This window comes from Nocardia sp. NPDC046473 (assembly GCF_040645995.1).
GTDB lineage: Bacteria > Actinomycetota > Actinomycetes > Mycobacteriales > Mycobacteriaceae > Nocardia.
Map to the genome: position 1 here is coordinate 18,473 of NZ_JBEYZJ010000010.1, position 15,306 is coordinate 33,778.

At 67.7% G+C, this 15,306-nt stretch carries 16 protein-coding genes; 14 read left to right on the forward strand and 2 right to left on the reverse strand.

What is annotated here, in order from left to right:
• Positions 1-112: 112 nt before the first annotated feature.
• The 7 genes from ABZ942_RS33235 to ABZ942_RS33265 all read left to right on the forward strand — a co-directional run bounded on the left by ABZ942_RS33235 (position 113) and on the right by ABZ942_RS33265 (position 8,378).
• Positions 113-3,733: a UvrD-helicase domain-containing protein gene (locus ABZ942_RS33235; protein ID WP_357389074.1), complete on the forward strand. Its 3,621-nt coding sequence runs from the start codon at positions 113-115 to the stop codon at positions 3,731-3,733.
• Entirely contained in the window at positions 3,730-5,643 is a 1,914-nt protein-coding gene (gene recD / locus ABZ942_RS33240; protein ID WP_357389076.1) for an exodeoxyribonuclease V subunit alpha, read from the forward strand. The genes ABZ942_RS33235 and recD overlap by 4 nt, the downstream gene beginning before the upstream one ends.
• A gap of 43 nt (positions 5,644-5,686) precedes the next feature.
• Positions 5,687-6,166 (forward strand): sigma-70 family RNA polymerase sigma factor, encoded by a 480-nt coding sequence (locus ABZ942_RS33245; protein WP_357389077.1) that lies wholly within the window; start codon positions 5,687-5,689, stop codon positions 6,164-6,166.
• Complete coding sequence (locus ABZ942_RS33250) at positions 6,166-6,780, forward strand: methylated-DNA--[protein]-cysteine S-methyltransferase (RefSeq protein WP_357389852.1); 615 nt, start codon at positions 6,166-6,168, stop codon at positions 6,778-6,780. The genes ABZ942_RS33245 and ABZ942_RS33250 overlap by 1 nt, the downstream gene beginning before the upstream one ends.
• 32 nt (positions 6,781-6,812) lie before the next feature.
• Complete coding sequence (locus ABZ942_RS33255) at positions 6,813-7,541, forward strand: 2OG-Fe(II) oxygenase (protein ID WP_357389079.1); 729 nt, start codon at positions 6,813-6,815, stop codon at positions 7,539-7,541.
• On the forward strand, positions 7,528-7,806 hold the full coding sequence (locus ABZ942_RS33260; RefSeq protein WP_357389081.1) for an Ada metal-binding domain-containing protein: 279 nt from the start codon (positions 7,528-7,530) through the stop codon (positions 7,804-7,806). Before ABZ942_RS33255 ends, ABZ942_RS33260 begins: the two co-directional genes overlap by 14 nt.
• A gap of 62 nt (positions 7,807-7,868) precedes the next feature.
• Positions 7,869-8,378, forward strand: a complete 510-nt coding sequence (locus tag ABZ942_RS33265; RefSeq protein ID WP_357389083.1) for a methylated-DNA--[protein]-cysteine S-methyltransferase — start codon at positions 7,869-7,871, stop codon at positions 8,376-8,378.
• Here the strand turns inward: ABZ942_RS33265 and ABZ942_RS33270 are convergent.
• Complete coding sequence (locus ABZ942_RS33270; protein ID WP_357389085.1) at positions 8,371-8,766, reverse strand: hypothetical protein; 396 nt, start codon at positions 8,764-8,766, stop codon at positions 8,371-8,373. The two genes, ABZ942_RS33265 and ABZ942_RS33270, sit on opposite strands and share 8 nt — an antisense overlap.
• Positions 8,767-8,879: 113 nt before the next feature.
• Between ABZ942_RS33270 and ABZ942_RS33275 the strand changes: the two genes are divergently transcribed.
• Positions 8,880-9,527, forward strand: a complete 648-nt coding sequence (locus ABZ942_RS33275; protein ID WP_357389087.1) for a TetR-like C-terminal domain-containing protein — start codon at positions 8,880-8,882, stop codon at positions 9,525-9,527.
• Between the two features lie 84 nt (positions 9,528-9,611).
• Here the strand turns inward: ABZ942_RS33275 and ABZ942_RS33280 are convergent, their stop codons facing one another.
• A complete protein-coding gene (locus ABZ942_RS33280) occupies positions 9,612-9,815 on the reverse strand; it encodes a cold-shock protein (RefSeq protein ID WP_069166293.1) in 204 nt (67 codons plus the stop codon).
• Between the two features lie 923 nt (positions 9,816-10,738).
• Between ABZ942_RS33280 and ABZ942_RS33285 the strand changes: the two genes are divergently transcribed.
• The 6 genes from ABZ942_RS33285 (at position 10,739) to ABZ942_RS33310 (ending at position 15,295) form a co-directional block, all read left to right on the forward strand.
• A complete protein-coding gene (locus ABZ942_RS33285; protein ID WP_357389854.1) occupies positions 10,739-11,635 on the forward strand; it encodes an alpha/beta hydrolase family protein in 897 nt (298 codons plus the stop codon).
• Between the two features lie 148 nt (positions 11,636-11,783).
• Complete coding sequence (locus tag ABZ942_RS33290) at positions 11,784-12,380, forward strand: TetR family transcriptional regulator (protein WP_357389089.1); 597 nt, start codon at positions 11,784-11,786, stop codon at positions 12,378-12,380.
• A 107-nt stretch (positions 12,381-12,487) separates the two neighbouring features.
• A complete protein-coding gene (locus ABZ942_RS33295) occupies positions 12,488-13,690 on the forward strand; it encodes a cytochrome P450 (RefSeq protein ID WP_357389091.1) in 1,203 nt (400 codons plus the stop codon).
• A 12-nt stretch (positions 13,691-13,702) separates the two neighbouring features.
• A complete protein-coding gene (locus ABZ942_RS33300; RefSeq protein ID WP_357389093.1) occupies positions 13,703-13,933 on the forward strand; it encodes a ferredoxin in 231 nt (76 codons plus the stop codon).
• Between the two features lie 158 nt (positions 13,934-14,091).
• The gene (locus ABZ942_RS33305; protein WP_357389095.1) at positions 14,092-14,451 is read left to right on the forward strand and encodes a hypothetical protein; all 360 of its coding nucleotides are present in this window, start codon (positions 14,092-14,094) and stop codon (positions 14,449-14,451) included.
• 58 nt (positions 14,452-14,509) lie between these two features.
• Entirely contained in the window at positions 14,510-15,295 is a 786-nt protein-coding gene (locus ABZ942_RS33310; RefSeq protein WP_357389097.1) for a MerR family transcriptional regulator, read from the forward strand.
• Positions 15,296-15,306 lie beyond the last annotated feature (11 nt).

A 15,306-nucleotide genomic window follows, 5' to 3' on the forward strand; every position in this document is an offset into this window, starting at 1 on the left:
TCCGGGGTCGTTCGGCGGTGACTGCGGCCACCGTCACGCGTGTCGGTGGCACGGCCGCGTGCGTCGGACCGGCAGAATGGCTGTTTCGGCGGGTCGAAAGGCGGGTGTTCGCGTGACCGTGCAAGACACCTCGTTCGTGGTGCCCGAGTTCGACGCACCCGACAGCTTCGAGCCGTACGGTCCACTGCCCACCGGGACAACCGTGCTGGAGGCGAGCGCCGGAACCGGCAAGACGCACGCGATCGTCGGATTGGCGGTGCGGTATGTCGCCGAAGCCGGGATCGATGTCTCCGAGTTGCTGTTGGTGACGTTCAGCCGAGCGGCTACGCAGGAGTTGCGAGAGCGCACGCGAGATCGGTTCGTGATTGTCGCCGCCGGGCTCGCGGATCCAGCGCTCGCCCGGGCCGACACCGACGACCTGATTCGCTATCTGGCCCAGGCGGATTCGGACGAGGTGCGCCGTCGACGGGCCCGATTGCTCACGGCCCTTTCGGATTTCGACGCGGGCACCATCGCGACCACCCACAGCTTCTGCCAGCGGATGCTGGACGAACTCGGCTTGGCAGGCGAGCACGATCCCGGCTCGCGACTGGTCGAGAACGTCGACGAGTTGATCGGCACGGTCGCCGACGACCTCTACCTGAACCGGTACGCCCGCAAGGAACCGCCGTTCTCGGTGAAGGAGGCGCACACGCTGGCGCTGGCCGCCGTGCGCGACCGGCACGCGGTGCTGATGCCGAAGGGCGATTCCGCCGCCGGGGAACGGGTGGCCTTCGCGACCGCGGTCCGCGCCGAGACCGAGCGCAGGAAGCGGCTGGCCGGCCTGCGCGACTTCGACGACCTGCTGGTGCTGCTGCACGACGTGCTGGCCGACACCGAGCACGGCCCCCGCGCCTGCCGCCGCATCCGCGAGCGCTACCGGGTCGCGCTGGTCGACGAGTTCCAGGACACCGACCCGCTGCAGTGGGACATCCTGCGCCGCTCCTTCCACGGCCACACCACCCTGGTGCTCGTCGGCGACCCGAAGCAGGCCATCTACGCCTTCCGCGGGGCCGAGGTGCTCAGCTACCTGGACGCCGTCGCACACGCCGACACCCGCAAGGAACTCACCACCAACTGGCGCAGCGACGCCGGTCTGCTCGCCGCGCTGGACCACCTGCAGGGTGGAGCGGCCTTGGGGCACAAGGAGATCACCGTCTATCCGGTGGCCGCCACCCGGCCGTGGTCACGGCTGTCCGGGCCGGATGAGCTCGTGACGCCGATGCGGATGCGGTGTCTGCCGCGTACCGGCGCGGGGCCGTTGAACAAATCCGGATTCCCAGCGGTCGGTCGTATGCGCGCGAAGGTGGCCGACGACCTTGCCGCCGATATTGTCCGGCTGCTCGAGTCCGGGGTCGCGGTGGCCACTACCGCGCGGCCGAGCCACGCCGGCCCGGATTCGACTGTGGCCATGCGGAACGCCCGAGCGGCGTCCGCTGATCCGACCGCCGACTCGGGTCGAGGCGTCGCGGGTGCCATGCCGGATGCCGGAGCGGCCGCCGTATTCGGCGAGTCGATCGTCGATCCGGCACCACGGCTGGGCGGAGCGGGGGACTCGAATGGCGGCAGCAGTCGACCGGGCGGCGGAACTAGTTCGTCAGGCGATGCTGGACGACAGCGCGATGGCGAGTCGTTGGTCGATGTCAGGCACCGGCCGATCAGCCCTGGTGACATCGCTGTCTTGGTCCGCACAAGGTCCCAAATCGATGTAGTGCGAGCCGCTTTGGATCGCGTCGGCGTCGCGTCTGTGCTGGCGGGCGGCACCAGTGTGTTCGCGACCAGCAGCGCCACCGAATGGCTGTGGCTGCTGCGAGCGCTGGAACAGCCGCATCGTGGCGATCGGGTTCGGTTGGCGGCGTGCACACCGCTGATCGGCGTCACCGCCGCCGAGATCGATAGCGGCGGTGCTGATCTGGTCGGCCGCGTCAGCGCGCAACTCCGCGATGCCGCCCGGCTGTTCGCGCGGGCCGGATTCGCCGCGGTCTTCGAAAAGATCTCCGCCGAAGCGGATTTGGCGCACCGGCTGCTCGCCGTCGAGAACGGCGAGCGGCAGCTCACCGATCTGCGGCACGTCGCGCAGCTGCTCGATCAGGTGTCGCTCACCGAATCGCTCGGGCTGACCGCGCTCACCCGCTGGCTGGGCGACCGGGTGCGCGATCCCGCGTCGGGCACCGTCGCCGACCGCAGCCGCAGGCTCGACCGTGACGCCGCCGCCGTGCAGATCGCCACCGTGCACGCCAGCAAGGGCCTCGAATTCCCCATCGTCTACTTGCCTTTCGCGTGGGACAACGCGAAGAACCCGTACCCGGCGACGCTGCTGTTCCACGACGACAACGACATGCGCGTGCTCGACGTCGGCGGCCCGGACGCGTCCGGCTACGCGGAACGCAAGCTGCGCAGCGAATCCGAGGAGGCCGGTGAGGAACTGCGCCTGCTCTACGTCGCGCTGACCCGCGCCATGTGTCAGGTCGTCGCGTGGTGGGCGCCCGCGATCACGACCGCGGCCTCGCCACTGCACCGGATGATCCTCGGCCGCCCGGACGGCGGCGACACCGTCCCGCCGCGCGCCTCGGTGCCCGCGGATGCCGTTGCGCCGGGACTGCTTTCGGCCTGGGCCGGGGGAGCGGCGCAAGCCATCTCGCTGACCGCCGTCGCCGGAGCCGACGACGTCGCGATCCAGCGGGTGCGCACCGAACCCGTCACCGGCGAGCTCGCGGCCGCGCACTTCGACCGCAAGCTGGACCAGCAGTGGCGGCGCACCTCGTACTCCGCGCTGACCGCCTCGGCGCACGGACCGGTCACACCCGAGCTGGAGATCGAAGCCGAGGACAACCCCGGTCCCGCCGACGAGCCGAGCACCCCGGTGGTCGCCGAGGTCGAGGAGGCGTTCGCGGGCCCGGCATCGTTGATGAACTCGCTGCCCTACGGCGCGGAGTTCGGCACCCTCGTGCACGGCGTCTTCGAGCTGATCGACACGGACGCACCGGATCTGGCCGCCGAGGTGGACACCCGCTGCCGCGCGCTCATCGGCGAACTCATGGCCGAGGCCGACCCCGCCGTGCTCAGCACCGCCGTACTCGCCGCGCTGCGCACCCCGCTCGGCCTCGGCTCGCTCGCCGACATCTCCAGCCGAGACCGCTTGAACGAGTTGGAATTCGAGCTCCCGCTGGCCGGCGGTGATTCGCCGAGCGCCGAATCCGCGACGCTACGGCAGATAGCGGACCTGCTGCGCACCCACTTACCGTCCGACGACGACCTTTTCGGCTACGCCGACCACCTGGCGACCCTCGACGACATCCCGCTGCGCGGATACTTGACCGGCAGCATCGACGCCGTCCTGCGCGTAACCGACGGCGCGGACACCAGATTCGTGATCGTCGACTACAAAACCAACCGCCTCGGCACCGGCGAACTCACCGTCGACCATTACACCCGCGACCGCATGGCCGCCGAGATGCTGCGCTCGCACTACCCACTCCAGGCCCTCCTCTACGCGGTCGCCCTGCACCGCTACCTGCGCTGGCGCCTGCCCGACTACGACCCCGGCCGCCACCTCGGCGGCGCCCGCTACCTCTTCGTCCGCGGCATGATCGGCCCCGAAACCCCCACCGGCCACGGCGTCTTCGACTGGAACCCACCCGCGCCCCTGATCATCGCCCTGTCTCAACTCCTGGCCGGGGAGTCCACCCGATGACCTCGATTCAGTTGGCGCAGCGGGGGACCGGGCTGTTGCGGACGTTCAACGAGGCGGGGGTGCTGTCCGCGGCGGACGTGCATGTCGCGGTTCGGTTGGGGCGCTTGGGACGCGAGGACACCGAGGAAGTGTTGTTCGCGGCGGCGCTCGCGGTGCGGGCGGTGCGCTCCGGTTCGGTGTGCTTGGAGCTGCATCGGATGCGAGAGATCGGCATCGATGCGGATGAGACCTGGGACACGGGTGAGCGCATCGATCCGGCGACCCTGCCGTGGCCTGACATCGAGGCGGTGGTGGGCGCGCTGCGCGTCAGTCCGCTGGTGACCGGTGGGCCTGCGGGTCCGCTGCAGCCGTTGCGGCTCGTGGAATCGCGCAGCCGCGACGACACCGGCCCATTGCTCTATCTCGATCGGTACTACCAGCAGGAGCAGACGGTCCGCCGCGTCCTCACCGAGCGGTCCGGACACCACCCCGTGGTCGACCCGAATATCATTCGCCGCGAACTGGATCGCTTGTTCGACGCACCCGTGGGCGGCGTTCCCGACCGTCAGCGGCTCGCGGCCGCGCTCGCCGCGACCCACTGGACCACGGTGGTCGCGGGCGGCCCCGGCACCGGCAAGACGCACACCATCGCGCGCATCATCGGCCTGCTCGACGCGCACCGTAAGGCGAATCCCAAACTGCCCGCGCTGCGTATCGCACTGGCCGCGCCGACCGGCAAGGCCGCCGCGCGACTCCAGGAGGCCGTGCGCGAGCAGGCCGAAGAGCTGGGCCTGCCCGACCTCACCGCCGCCACCCTGCATCGCCTGCTCGGCTGGCAGCGTGGCCGCACCACCCGGTTCAAGTACCACGAATTCAATCGGCTCCCTTACGACGTGATCGTCGTCGACGAGACCTCCATGGTGTCGCTGACCATGATGAGCAGGCTGTTCGCCGCCCTGCGCCCCGACACTCGGCTGGTCCTCGTCGGCGACCCGGACCAGCTCGCCTCGGTCGACGCGGGCGCGGTGCTCGCCGACCTCGTCGCGGGACCCGTTGCGGGCACGCCGAATCCGATGCTCGACGAGATCCTCGGCGCGGATTCGCCGGAATCGGCCGCGCCGGAACAGAACCCGGCCGCCCTCACCACGCTGGAGCGAACTCGCCTGCGCGGCGGCATCGTTCGATTGACTCGCGGCCGTCGTTTCGGCGGCCGGATCGCCGACCTCGCCGTCGCGGTCCGCGCCGGCGACGCCGACACCGCGCTCGACCTGCTCCGCGCGGGCGGTGACGAACTGTCCCTGAGCGCTCCCGACGAGATGGCCGGTGTCCGTGCCGATGTCGTGCGTGCCGCGCGCGAGGTGACCACCGCCGCCCTCGACGGTGACGCGGCAGGCGCGCTCACCGCCCTCGAATCGCACCGCCTGCTGTGCGCGCACCGCCAGGGCCCGTTCGGTGTCGAGCGCTGGGACCGGATGGCCGCCGAGTGGGCCGCCGCCGGCGGAGCAGGTCCCGAATCCTATTCGGCTCCTTGGTATCCCGGCCAGCCGCTGCTGGTCACCGCCAACGACCACGAGGCCCGCATCTACAACGGCGACACCGGCGTCGTGGTGCGCATGCCCGATGGTTCACTACGCGCCGCGCTGCAACGCGGCAGCGAGCCGTACCTGGTGCACCCGACCCAGTTCCCGGCCGTGGTCACGGTGTTCGCCATGACCATCCACCGCAGCCAGGGCAGTCAGTACGACACCGTCTCGGTGGTCCTGCCCGAACCGGAGTCGACCCTGCTGACCCGGGAACTGCTCTACACGGCGATCACCCGCGCGCGCCGCCACGTCCGCGTCATCGGCACCGACGAATCCATCAGGGCCGGTATCGCCCGCCGCGTGCTGCGCGCCAGCGGGCTGTCCCGCCGGGCGGACGACACGCGATGACCAGCGGATCTCACGTTTCCGACGTCCCCAACGTCTACCCAGTGTGAGATTGCCTCCGTTCGAGGAAGTGGTGGCCGAATACGGCCCGATGGTGCTGCGCGTCTGCCGGGCGGTGCTCGGTCCGACCGATGCGGCCGACGCGTGGTCGGAGACGTTCCTGTCCGCCCTGCGCGCCTATCCGGACCTCGACACCGACGCGAACATCGAGGCCTGGTTGGTCACCATCGCGCACCGTCGCGCGATCGACGTCGGCCGCGCGCTCACCCGCGCGCCCGTCCCGGCCGAGACACTGCCCGAGCGCCCGTCCGCGGCCCCCGACCCGGCCGACTACGACCCGGACCTCTGGGCCGCCTTGAAAGCGTTGCCGCCCAAGCAACGTCAGGCGGTCGCCTACCACTATCTGGCAGGCCTGCCACACGCCGAAATCGCCGAACTGCTCGGCAATTCCACCGATGCCGCCCGCCGCGCCGCCGCCGACGGCCTCAAAACTCTGCGCAAGCTCTATCCGAAGGATGAAACATGATGGCCACCATCGACCGTGGCGACCCGAACGGCCTGTTCGACGGCCTGACCCCCGACCGTGACCTGCTGGCCCAGCTGCACCGCCGGTTGGCCGCGGACGCACAGTCCGCGGGCCTGCTCGACGTCGCCTACCGCACCATCGACACCCCGGTCGGCACGCTGTTGCTCGCGGCCACCCCGGCCGGGTTGGTGCGCGTCGCCTATCCGAACGAGGACCATGACACCGTCCTGACCACACTGTCCGAGCGGGTCAGCCCGCGCGTGCTCGCCGCACCCGCGCGCCTGGATGCCGCAGCCCGCGAGATCGACGAGTACTTCGCCGGTGCCCGAACGCATTTCGACCTGCCTCTCGATCTGCAACTGACCGGCGGGTTCCGCCGCCAGGTGATCGAGCATCTGATCGACATCGGCTACGGGCAGCGCGAGAGCTATGCCGTGGTCGCCGCTGCCGTCGGTAATCCCAAGGCGGTCCGCGCCGTCGGTTCGGCTTGCGCGCACAACCCGCTGCCCGTGGTGATTCCGTGCCATCGGGTGGTGCGCAGCGACGGATCGATCGGCCAGTACGTCGGCGGCATCGAGGCCAAAACCACACTGCTGACGCTGGAAGCCGCGTAAGCACCGGACAACCCGCTGAACTTGGAGGCGGAATGCGAAACACCGAAACCCTTGTCCCGCTGGCCGATCGAGTGGCCGCACAGTCCTGGCCCGAGCTCATCGACGAGATCGACGCCTACGGATGCGCCCAGACCGGCCCGCTCCTGACGCCCGATGAATGCGCCGAGTTCGCCGAAATGTGGGATGACCTGGCGAGATTCCGCTCCACCATCGACATGGCGCGCTATCGATTCGGGCAGGGCAGCTACCGATACTTCGCCGATCCGGTGCCCGAGCCGATCATGGCCATGCGGGCAGCGTTCTACCGAAAGCTGTTGCCCGTCGCCCGTTCCTGGGCCGATCGGCTCGGTGATCCGGCACCGTGGCCCGACGACTTCGGGGATTGGCTCGCGGCCTGCCACGCCGCCGGACAGTCCAAGCCGACACCGATCCTGTTGCGCTACACCGAAGGTGACTGGAACGCCCTGCATCGCGATCTCTACGGCGACTTGGTGTTCCCACTGCAGGTGGTGATCGGACTGGACCGTGCGGGTGTCGACCACACGGGTGGTGAGTTCCTGCTCGTCGAGCAACGCCCGCGCGCACAGTCGAAAGCCACGGTCACCGTGCTGGAGCAGGGGCACGGCCTGATCTTCACCACTCGCGACCGGCCGACCCCGTCGAGCCGCGGCTGGTCGCGTGCTCCGGTTCGGCACGGTGTCAGCCGAATTCGCGGCGGTATCCGCCACACCCTCGGCCTCGTGCTGCATGACGCCCAATAACACCTTCACCCTGCTCGACGCCGACGGCCGCCCGTACCTCAGCCTGATTCCGGGAAGGTTCGGCGGCCATCGGCGCGGCAGAATCTACGGTCGCCTGGACTGCCCGTCCGCCTTGCGTGCTCTGTCTCGCGGCGCCTACCGCGCTCACCGGGTGTTCTTCGCCGACGAGGCCACCGCGATCAGCGCGGGTTACCGGCCGTGCGCGGTCTGTCTACCGGCGCAGTACGCCGCTTGGAAAGCCGTCCGGCACACCAATTCTCCGTGATCTCACGTTTGCGACTAGGCCGGCGTCTACCAGCTGACAAGAACGCCGAACAGGAGCACATCATGCACAACTCGACAGCCCGCACGATTCACGCCTCGACCTTCGGCAACCTCCGGATCGAAGCAAGCGCGAGGGGCATCACCCGCGTCGTCTTCACCGACGACGCATACACCACGGCGACGGCCGAAAATTCTTGTGCGCTCGATCATCTCGTCACCGCGATCGCCGAGATCGACGGGTATCTGGCGGGCACCCGTCAGGAGTTCACGGTGCCTATGGACCGGTCCTCGATCAGCACGTTCGACCGTCAGGTCCTGGAAACTCTCGAAGCCACAACGGGTTACGGCGACACGACAACCTACGGTGCGCTCACCCGCGCACTCGGCCGTGGCCCCGAGGACGCCCGCAAGATCGGCGGCGCACTGTCGCGCAACCCACTGCTGATCCTGATCCCGTGCCATCGTGTTCTCGGCGCGGACGGCACTCTCACCGGCTACGCGGGCGGACTTCCGGCCAAACGTTCGTTGCTGGACCTGGAGTCCGCCGATCTCGTACTGCCCCTGGCTATTTGACGATCACTCCGTACGCGGTGGTGAGCATCGCGATAGCGAGTAGCAGACCACCGAAGGCGGTCAGTGTGTTGGCGGCCGACCACTTGCCCGGCTTGCCGATCGCGAGATTGAGGAACATGCCACCGGATTGGGCGATCACGCCGAGCGCGAGCAGCGTGCACACGACCCAACGCACGCCGTCGCCGAATCCGGTGTTCGCCAGGATCGCGAGCGTCGCCAGTGTCATCACCAGCAGCACGCCCGCGTGCGCGTGCCCGGCCCGGAAATAGGTGCGCTGGTACTCGGTGAGCTTCTCGGCGGCGAGCAGGCGCAGGGCCATGACACCGCCGAACATCACGGTGGGCAGGGAGATCAGCGCGATGGCGGTGAACAGCTTGATCGGGTCCATAGGTGGTTCCTCAGTCGATGTGTCCGTTCCACTAATCTGAACGGCGTACAGAACATAAGTCCGTATCTGGATGCCGTACAGATAATGTGAGGCGAATCACATGGCGAGGTTTCATGACTGAGCACAATCCGCAGGCCGCGCGCCGCGCCACCTACCGGCATGGTGCGCTCAAACCGGCGCTGATCGAGGCCGGGCTGCGCTTGGCCCGAGCGGGCGGTGGGCCGGATGCGATCGTGCTTCGCGAGGCGGCTCGGCAAGCCGGTGTCGCGCCGAACGCGGCCTACACCTATTTCGCGGACCGCACTGCGCTGGTCACGGCGGTGGCGAACGCGGCGCTGGCGCAAATGGCGACCATGATGGCCGCGGAGCAGGCGGCTCTCACGCTCGATGCGGATCCGGCGGTAGCCGCGGTGCAGCGTTTCCGCGGTGTCGGCATCGGCTATTTACGCTTCGCGCGGACCGAACCCGGGCTGTTTCGCACGGCGTTCACGATCGGCCGGGATACCACCGCGACGGGCTCGCCGGACGCCGCGGGCCCCACCGGTCGATCCGGCATCGAACTGCTCGCAGACGCGCTCGACGAGATGGTCGCTGCGGGAAACCTGCCGCCGGAACGTAGGCCGGGCGCGGAGTATTTGGTGTGGTCGGCGGTGCACGGGATGGCGTTTCTGGCCATCGACGGCCCGCTGCGGACCTTGCCGGACGATCAGCTCGACGCTATGGGCCAGCGGATGCTGGACATGATCGGTCGCGGCATCTGAAGCTCGCGATGTCTGAAGAATGGTGCGTGCCGACAGGTGTGCCCCTCCCACCCGAAAAGTGGGAGGAGCGTCAATCCGGCCTGATCAGATGGCGCGGACGTCCGTGGCCTGCGGACCCTTCTGGCCCTGGCCGACCTCGAACTCCACACGCTGTCCCTCATCGAGGGACTTGAACCCGGACCCGCCGAGAGCCGAGTAGTGGACGAAGACGTCGGGACCGCCGCCGTCCTGCGCGATGAAGCCGAACCCCTTCTCCGCGTTGAACCACTTGACGACGCCCTGTGTCATATTTTCTCCTTGTACTCAGTGATGTTTCAGTCCACAGAAATGGTGCAAAATTACGGACTCAGTGGACAGCATTCCATGCGCGCTGGCCGCATGGTTAACGCGGGCGAGCGGAATGTGTGCAAAAGCATTCTCCGCTCACTGCTCTGCCGGCCGAGAGCCGACAGCGCTAGCGCCGCGTCAGCCTACCTTTTTCCCGCCGATTGTGGGTGGCGCCGCCTAGGCGGCTCGACGGACATCCCATGTGCGGCCTTCGGCGCGCCGCGGTGGCGTTGCCGCTGATCGGGGCGGTTGTGCGGCGGGTCCGCGGCGTCGGCCCGGTCGGCTTGTGCATTTCGACACGAAATCCGCGGGGATTGTGTGTGATTTGTTCACCGACATCGGGGTTTAGTTCGGTGCGGGTTGTGCGTCGAAGGTGGTGGCGGGCGCGAGCAAAATTTCGTGGTATGAGAATTGGCGTCCGATACAGGTTCGTTCGTGGGAACCGAACGGCTTATACGCCCTGCGCACCTGGGTGTCCACCTTGTGTGGATTACTGGCAGAAATCGGTCGGGAATGAATTTGTTGTGATCGGACTCCGCGGCGGGTGCTTCGGGCATCGTCGCGGCACCGACCGGAGATCGCGTTGTCGGTCGGCGCTCTTGGTGCACGCTGGGGATTCGCCGGAGCGCCTGAAGTCGCCGAATCAGCAAGTCGTGCGGCCGTTTTCGACCCGTCGTGCTGCCTACCGCGACAGTGCTTGTCCCAGTTCGCGATCCGGGTCATCGTGGCTGGTCTCTGCGCTGACGAGCAGATGAAACGACAGGTCGGCCGCACTGTCAAGACCCGAATCTTGGTCTGCTGCTTCGGGTTTTAGCGGGGTCCTCCGGCGGTATAACGGAATAGTGGCGGCTTCAAAGTTTTTGGTTTCGCTTGTCGGTGTGTTGATGGTTTCGGTCTGCTCGGTCGGACCGGCTGCGGCGGCCCCGACCGGGGCGCGGTTGGCGGGCGAGGAGTCGCTGGGCGGCTCCGTCTCGCGGATGGATGTCTACTCGCCCTCGATGGATCGGGTGGTGACCAACCGGGTGATTCGTGCCGCCGGCGGGCCCGCGCCCACGCTGTATCTGCTCACCGGGATCGGTGGTGGACAGGACGGCATCTCGTGGTGGGACGACACCGATGTCCGGGACTTCTTCGCCGACAAGCACGTCAATGTGGTGATGCCCGTCGGCGGCGCGTACAGCCTGTACACCGATTGGCTCGCCGACGACCCGGCGGTCGGGCGCAACCGGTGGACGACCTACCTCACCCGGGAACTCCCAGGAGTCCTCGACGCACGGCTCGGCAGCACCGGACGGAACGCGATCGCGGGGGTGTCGATGAGTGCGGGGTCCGCGGTCGACCTCGCGATCCAGGCGCCCGAGGTGTACAGCGCGGTGGCCGCGTACAGCGGATGTCCTTGGGCCGCCGATGCTCTCGGGGTGGCGATGGTCAGCGCCCAGGTGCTGCGCGGTGGTGGCAATGCGGCGAACATGTGGGGCGCGCCGGGCGATGCGATCTGGCGGGCGCACGACGCGTTCGCGAATGCCGCTGTGCTGGCCGGGAAGACGATCTACCTGTCCGCCGCCACCGGCACCCCTGGCGCGATCGATGAAGGGGGACTGCCGTTCCCGCCGATCGAGGCCATTGCGAGCGCCTGCACGGCGGCCTTCGCGGGCAGGCTCGATCAGCTCGGACTGCCTGCGGTGCACGTCAACCGGCCCGAGGGCGCGCACACCTGGGGACAGTTCGAAACCGACCTGCACGACTCCTGGCCGCACCTGGCCGGGGCGCTCGGTGCGTGACGCCTCGGTGATCCTCGCGAAATTGGTCGAAGTAGACAATCCTTAACGGCAGTTGTGGACCGTTCGGCCGGTGCCACGGCTGGTGTCAGCGAAGGATCGGTTGCCTGCTTTACGCTGCTCTTCCGCAGATTTGGCAACCGGAGGATGCATGTCCAGCGAGAACGAGCCGGTCAGCCGGAAAAAGGATTCGGCCGCCACCAGCGCCGCGATCCTGGCGGCGGCGCAGGAACTGTTCGCCGAGCGGGGATATGAGCGCGCCACGGTGCGCGACATCGCGGCGCGCGCCGGGGTGAATCAGGCGTTGCTGTTCCGGTATTTCGGCAACAAGGACGAGCTGTTCCGGGCGGCGATCGCGGATCAGGGGCGCCGCAGGCTCGCGGACGGACCGGTCGAGGGTCTGCTGAGCAGGCTGCTCGCGGTGATGCTCGAGCCGACCGGCCCGGCGGCGCAGGAGTATTGGCTGCAGGCCGCGCTGCGCTCGCCCGGACACGACGAGGGGACGTCGGCGATTCGCCGCGAGCTGGGCGACGAGTATGTGCGCGCGATGTCCTCGCTCGGCGACGGCCCCGATAGCGAGCTGTGTGCCGACCTGCTGCTCGCCTGGTTGTTGGGCATCGGCCTGCTGCGCTCCGTGCACCGCAGAGAGCCGCTGGCCAGCGCGGACCCGGCGGCAGTTGCCGGTCATGTGCTGCGCGCCGCGCAAGTGCTTTTGGCCCGCACGGACGTGAATTTCCCGCCGTTGTAACGGAATCCGACCGTTGACGGAGCAATGTGACCTCCCTAACATGAGGTTGTGTAAGCAATTGCTTACATCGCTACCGCGCCAGTCGGCGTCGGCCAAGGGAGACCCGCATGACCGTGAAAACTGAGGTGCGCCAATACCCTTTCGGTGAACCCATCCGCCTAGACATGGACCCGCTCTTCGCCAAGCTGCGCCGCGAAGAACCGGTCTCCCGTGTCCAGTTGCCCTACGGCGACGAGGGCTGGCTGGTCACCCGGTATGCGGACGCCAAACTGGTGCTCGCCGACCCGCGATTCAGTCGCGCCGTGACGGTGGACCGCGAAGACATCCCGCGCACCACGCCCAACCCGTCGCGGCAGAACTCGCTGCTCAGCATGGACGCACCCGAGCACAGCAGGCTGCGCAAGCTGGTCGCCAAGGCGTTCACCAGCCGCCGCGTCGAACAACTCCGCCCGCGCGCGCAGGAAATCGTGAACGAGCGGCTGAACGAGATCGAATCCGCCGGGCCGGTGGCCGATTTGGTGCAGAGCCTGGCGCTGCCGCTGCCGGTCACCGTGATCTGCGAGATGCTCGGCGTGCCCACCCACGACCAGCACCGGTTCCGCGACTTCTCCGACACCGTGCTGTCCACCACCGCACACACCACCGAGCAAATCGACGACGCGCGCGCCGCCCTCGAGGCCTACCTCGCCGAGGTCGTGGCGCAGCGCCGGGAGCAGCCGAGCGACGACTTGCTCGGCGCGCTGGTCGCCGCCCGCGACAACGACGACCGGCTCAGCGAAGACGAACTGGTCAATCTGGGGATCGGCCTGCTGATCGCGGGCCACGAAACCACCGCCAACCAGATCGCCAACTTCACCTATGTCCTGCTCAGCGAGCCGCAGCACTGGGAATTGCTGTGCGGCAGGCCGGATTTGGTGCCCGGTGCGATCGAGGAACTGCTGCGTTTCGTCCAACTGGGCTCCGGCGGTTCGTTCGCCCGCGTGGCCACCGAGGACGTCGTGCTCAGCGGTGTCACCGTGCGGGCCGGGGAGTCGGTCATCGTCAACACCCAGGCCGCCAACCGCGACGAGAGCGTATTCGAGAACTCTGACGAGCTGGACCTCACCCGAAACAACAACCCGCACATGGCGTTCGGCCACGGCGTGCACCACTGCCTGGGTGCCCAACTCGCCAGACTGGAGCTGCAGGTCGCGTTAGGCTCACTGCTGCAACGCTTCCCGACGCTGCACCTCGCGGTACCGTTCGAGGAAGTACCGTGGAAGACCGGCTTGCTGGTACGCGGGCCGAAAGCGCTTCCAGTGAGCTGGTAAGGGGAAACTGGTATGGCACAGCAACAGTGGCGGATCGAGGTCGACCGGAGCACCTGCCTCGGCTCAGGCATGTGCACCGGCCTCGCCCCCGAACACTTCACCCTCGTCGACGGCCGCTCCAGCCCGATAGCCGAAGTCGTCCCCCCGGACGACCTCCTCATCGACGCCGCCGAATCCTGCCCCATCGAAGCAATCCTCGTCCGATCAGCCGACACCGGCGAAATCCTCAGCCCAGAACAGTAACCGGCCACCCCAGCCCGCTGGGGCCTGAATCCACCTTTAGTGGCACACCACGGCGGAACTTCTAGACGTTCGCCGCCATGGTGTGCCACTGAAATGCCGCCTTGCTGCCTTCGGGTTTTCCAACTCGTTCTATCAGGCGAAACGTTTACGCTGGTTGCGTGATCGAGATCGGGTCGAGGGCGCGGCGGCTGCCCGCGCCGCCGTTCGTCGTGTGGGAATCGCTGACCGAGCCGCGGCGGCCGCAGGCGCGGGCATGGCTCGAGCTGCTGTCCGACGAAGTCGAACCCAGAATTCTGGAGGCCGACAAACCCCACACGGTTGTGTGGTCGTCACTGTGGCCGAGCAGACCTGACGACCAGGTGCACTTCGAGCTGACGGCAGTCAAGGGTGGCGACACCTTACTGAAATTCACGTTGCTCACCCCCGATGAAGCTCCGGACCAGAGCAAGACCGGCCACCTCCGACGCCGCCTCAATCAACTACTGTTCGCCGATCTCCGATTCTCTTACGGCCAGTGACCTGGCATTTCTTTTCGCCCTTGACGCTCACGCCACGTGAGGCCGCACAGTGGCAAGCATGGAACAACTCGAATACACCGTCGGCACAATCGCCGAACTAACCGGTGTCTCGATTCGCACCCTGCACCACTATGACGAAATCGGCCTACTCGAACCGAGCGCCCGCAGCACAGCTGGCTATCGCCTCTACTCCGACAGCGATCTGCAGCGCCTGCAACGCATCCTCTTCTACCGCGAACTGGACCTCGCCCTGCCCGACATCGCCACCGTCCTGGCCGACCCCACCATCGACGACGAGGACCACCTCCGTCGCCAACGCGAGCTGCTGACCGCGAAAACCACCCGCTACCAATCCATGATCGCTCTGATCGACAAGGAACTCACCGCCCGCCGTATCGGCATAACCCTCACCCCCGCCGAAAGACTCCTAATTCTCGGCGTCGACAAACTCATCGACCGCGCCGACGAAATCACCCAAAAATGGGGCAATACACAAGAATTCGCCCAGCGCCGCGACCGCACTCTGCACTACACCAAACAAGACTGGCTGACCCTGCGCACCGAACAAGCCACCATCCACCAACACCTGGCCGACGCCATGCAATCCGGCCTCCCTGCGACATCTCCCGAGGTCATGGACCTGGCCGAACGACACCGCCAACACCTCCACCGCTGGTTCCACGACTGCCCCCACGAAACCCACCGCACCCTGGCCGCCGCCTACCGCACCAACCAACGCTCCGGCCTCAACTATGACGACATGGCACCCGGCCTCTCCCAATACATCCACGACGCCATTCTCGCCAACGCCGACCGCCACGCGCCGCACTCCACCACCGCCTGATCGGTTCAGTC

What these genes read in the sequence shown, in the direction of transcription:
- ABZ942_RS33285 (WP_357389854.1), top strand. Translation starts at nt 10,739, where the DNA reads ATGGTTTCGGTCTGCTCGGTCGGACCGGCTGCGGCGGCCCCGACCGGG.
- ABZ942_RS33300 (WP_357389093.1), top strand. Translation starts at nt 13,703, where the DNA reads ATGGCACAGCAACAGTGGCGGATCGAGGTCGACCGGAGCACCTGCCTC.
- ABZ942_RS33280 (WP_069166293.1), bottom strand. Translation starts at nt 9,815, where the DNA reads ATGACACAGGGCGTCGTCAAGTGGTTCAACGCGGAGAAGGGGTTCGGC.
- ABZ942_RS33270 (WP_357389085.1), bottom strand. Translation starts at nt 8,766, where the DNA reads ATGGACCCGATCAAGCTGTTCACCGCCATCGCGCTGATCTCCCTGCCC.
- ABZ942_RS33250 (WP_357389852.1), top strand. Translation starts at nt 6,166, where the DNA reads ATGGCCACCATCGACCGTGGCGACCCGAACGGCCTGTTCGACGGCCTG.
- recD (WP_357389076.1), top strand. Translation starts at nt 3,730, where the DNA reads ATGACCTCGATTCAGTTGGCGCAGCGGGGGACCGGGCTGTTGCGGACG.
- ABZ942_RS33255 (WP_357389079.1), top strand. Translation starts at nt 6,813, where the DNA reads ATGCGAAACACCGAAACCCTTGTCCCGCTGGCCGATCGAGTGGCCGCA.
- ABZ942_RS33310 (WP_357389097.1), top strand. Translation starts at nt 14,510, where the DNA reads ATGGAACAACTCGAATACACCGTCGGCACAATCGCCGAACTAACCGGT.
- ABZ942_RS33295 (WP_357389091.1), top strand. Translation starts at nt 12,488, where the DNA reads ATGACCGTGAAAACTGAGGTGCGCCAATACCCTTTCGGTGAACCCATC.
- ABZ942_RS33265 (WP_357389083.1), top strand. Translation starts at nt 7,869, where the DNA reads ATGCACAACTCGACAGCCCGCACGATTCACGCCTCGACCTTCGGCAAC.
- ABZ942_RS33290 (WP_357389089.1), top strand. Translation starts at nt 11,784, where the DNA reads ATGTCCAGCGAGAACGAGCCGGTCAGCCGGAAAAAGGATTCGGCCGCC.
- ABZ942_RS33260 (WP_357389081.1), top strand. Translation starts at nt 7,528, where the DNA reads ATGACGCCCAATAACACCTTCACCCTGCTCGACGCCGACGGCCGCCCG.
- ABZ942_RS33275 (WP_357389087.1), top strand. Translation starts at nt 8,880, where the DNA reads ATGACTGAGCACAATCCGCAGGCCGCGCGCCGCGCCACCTACCGGCAT.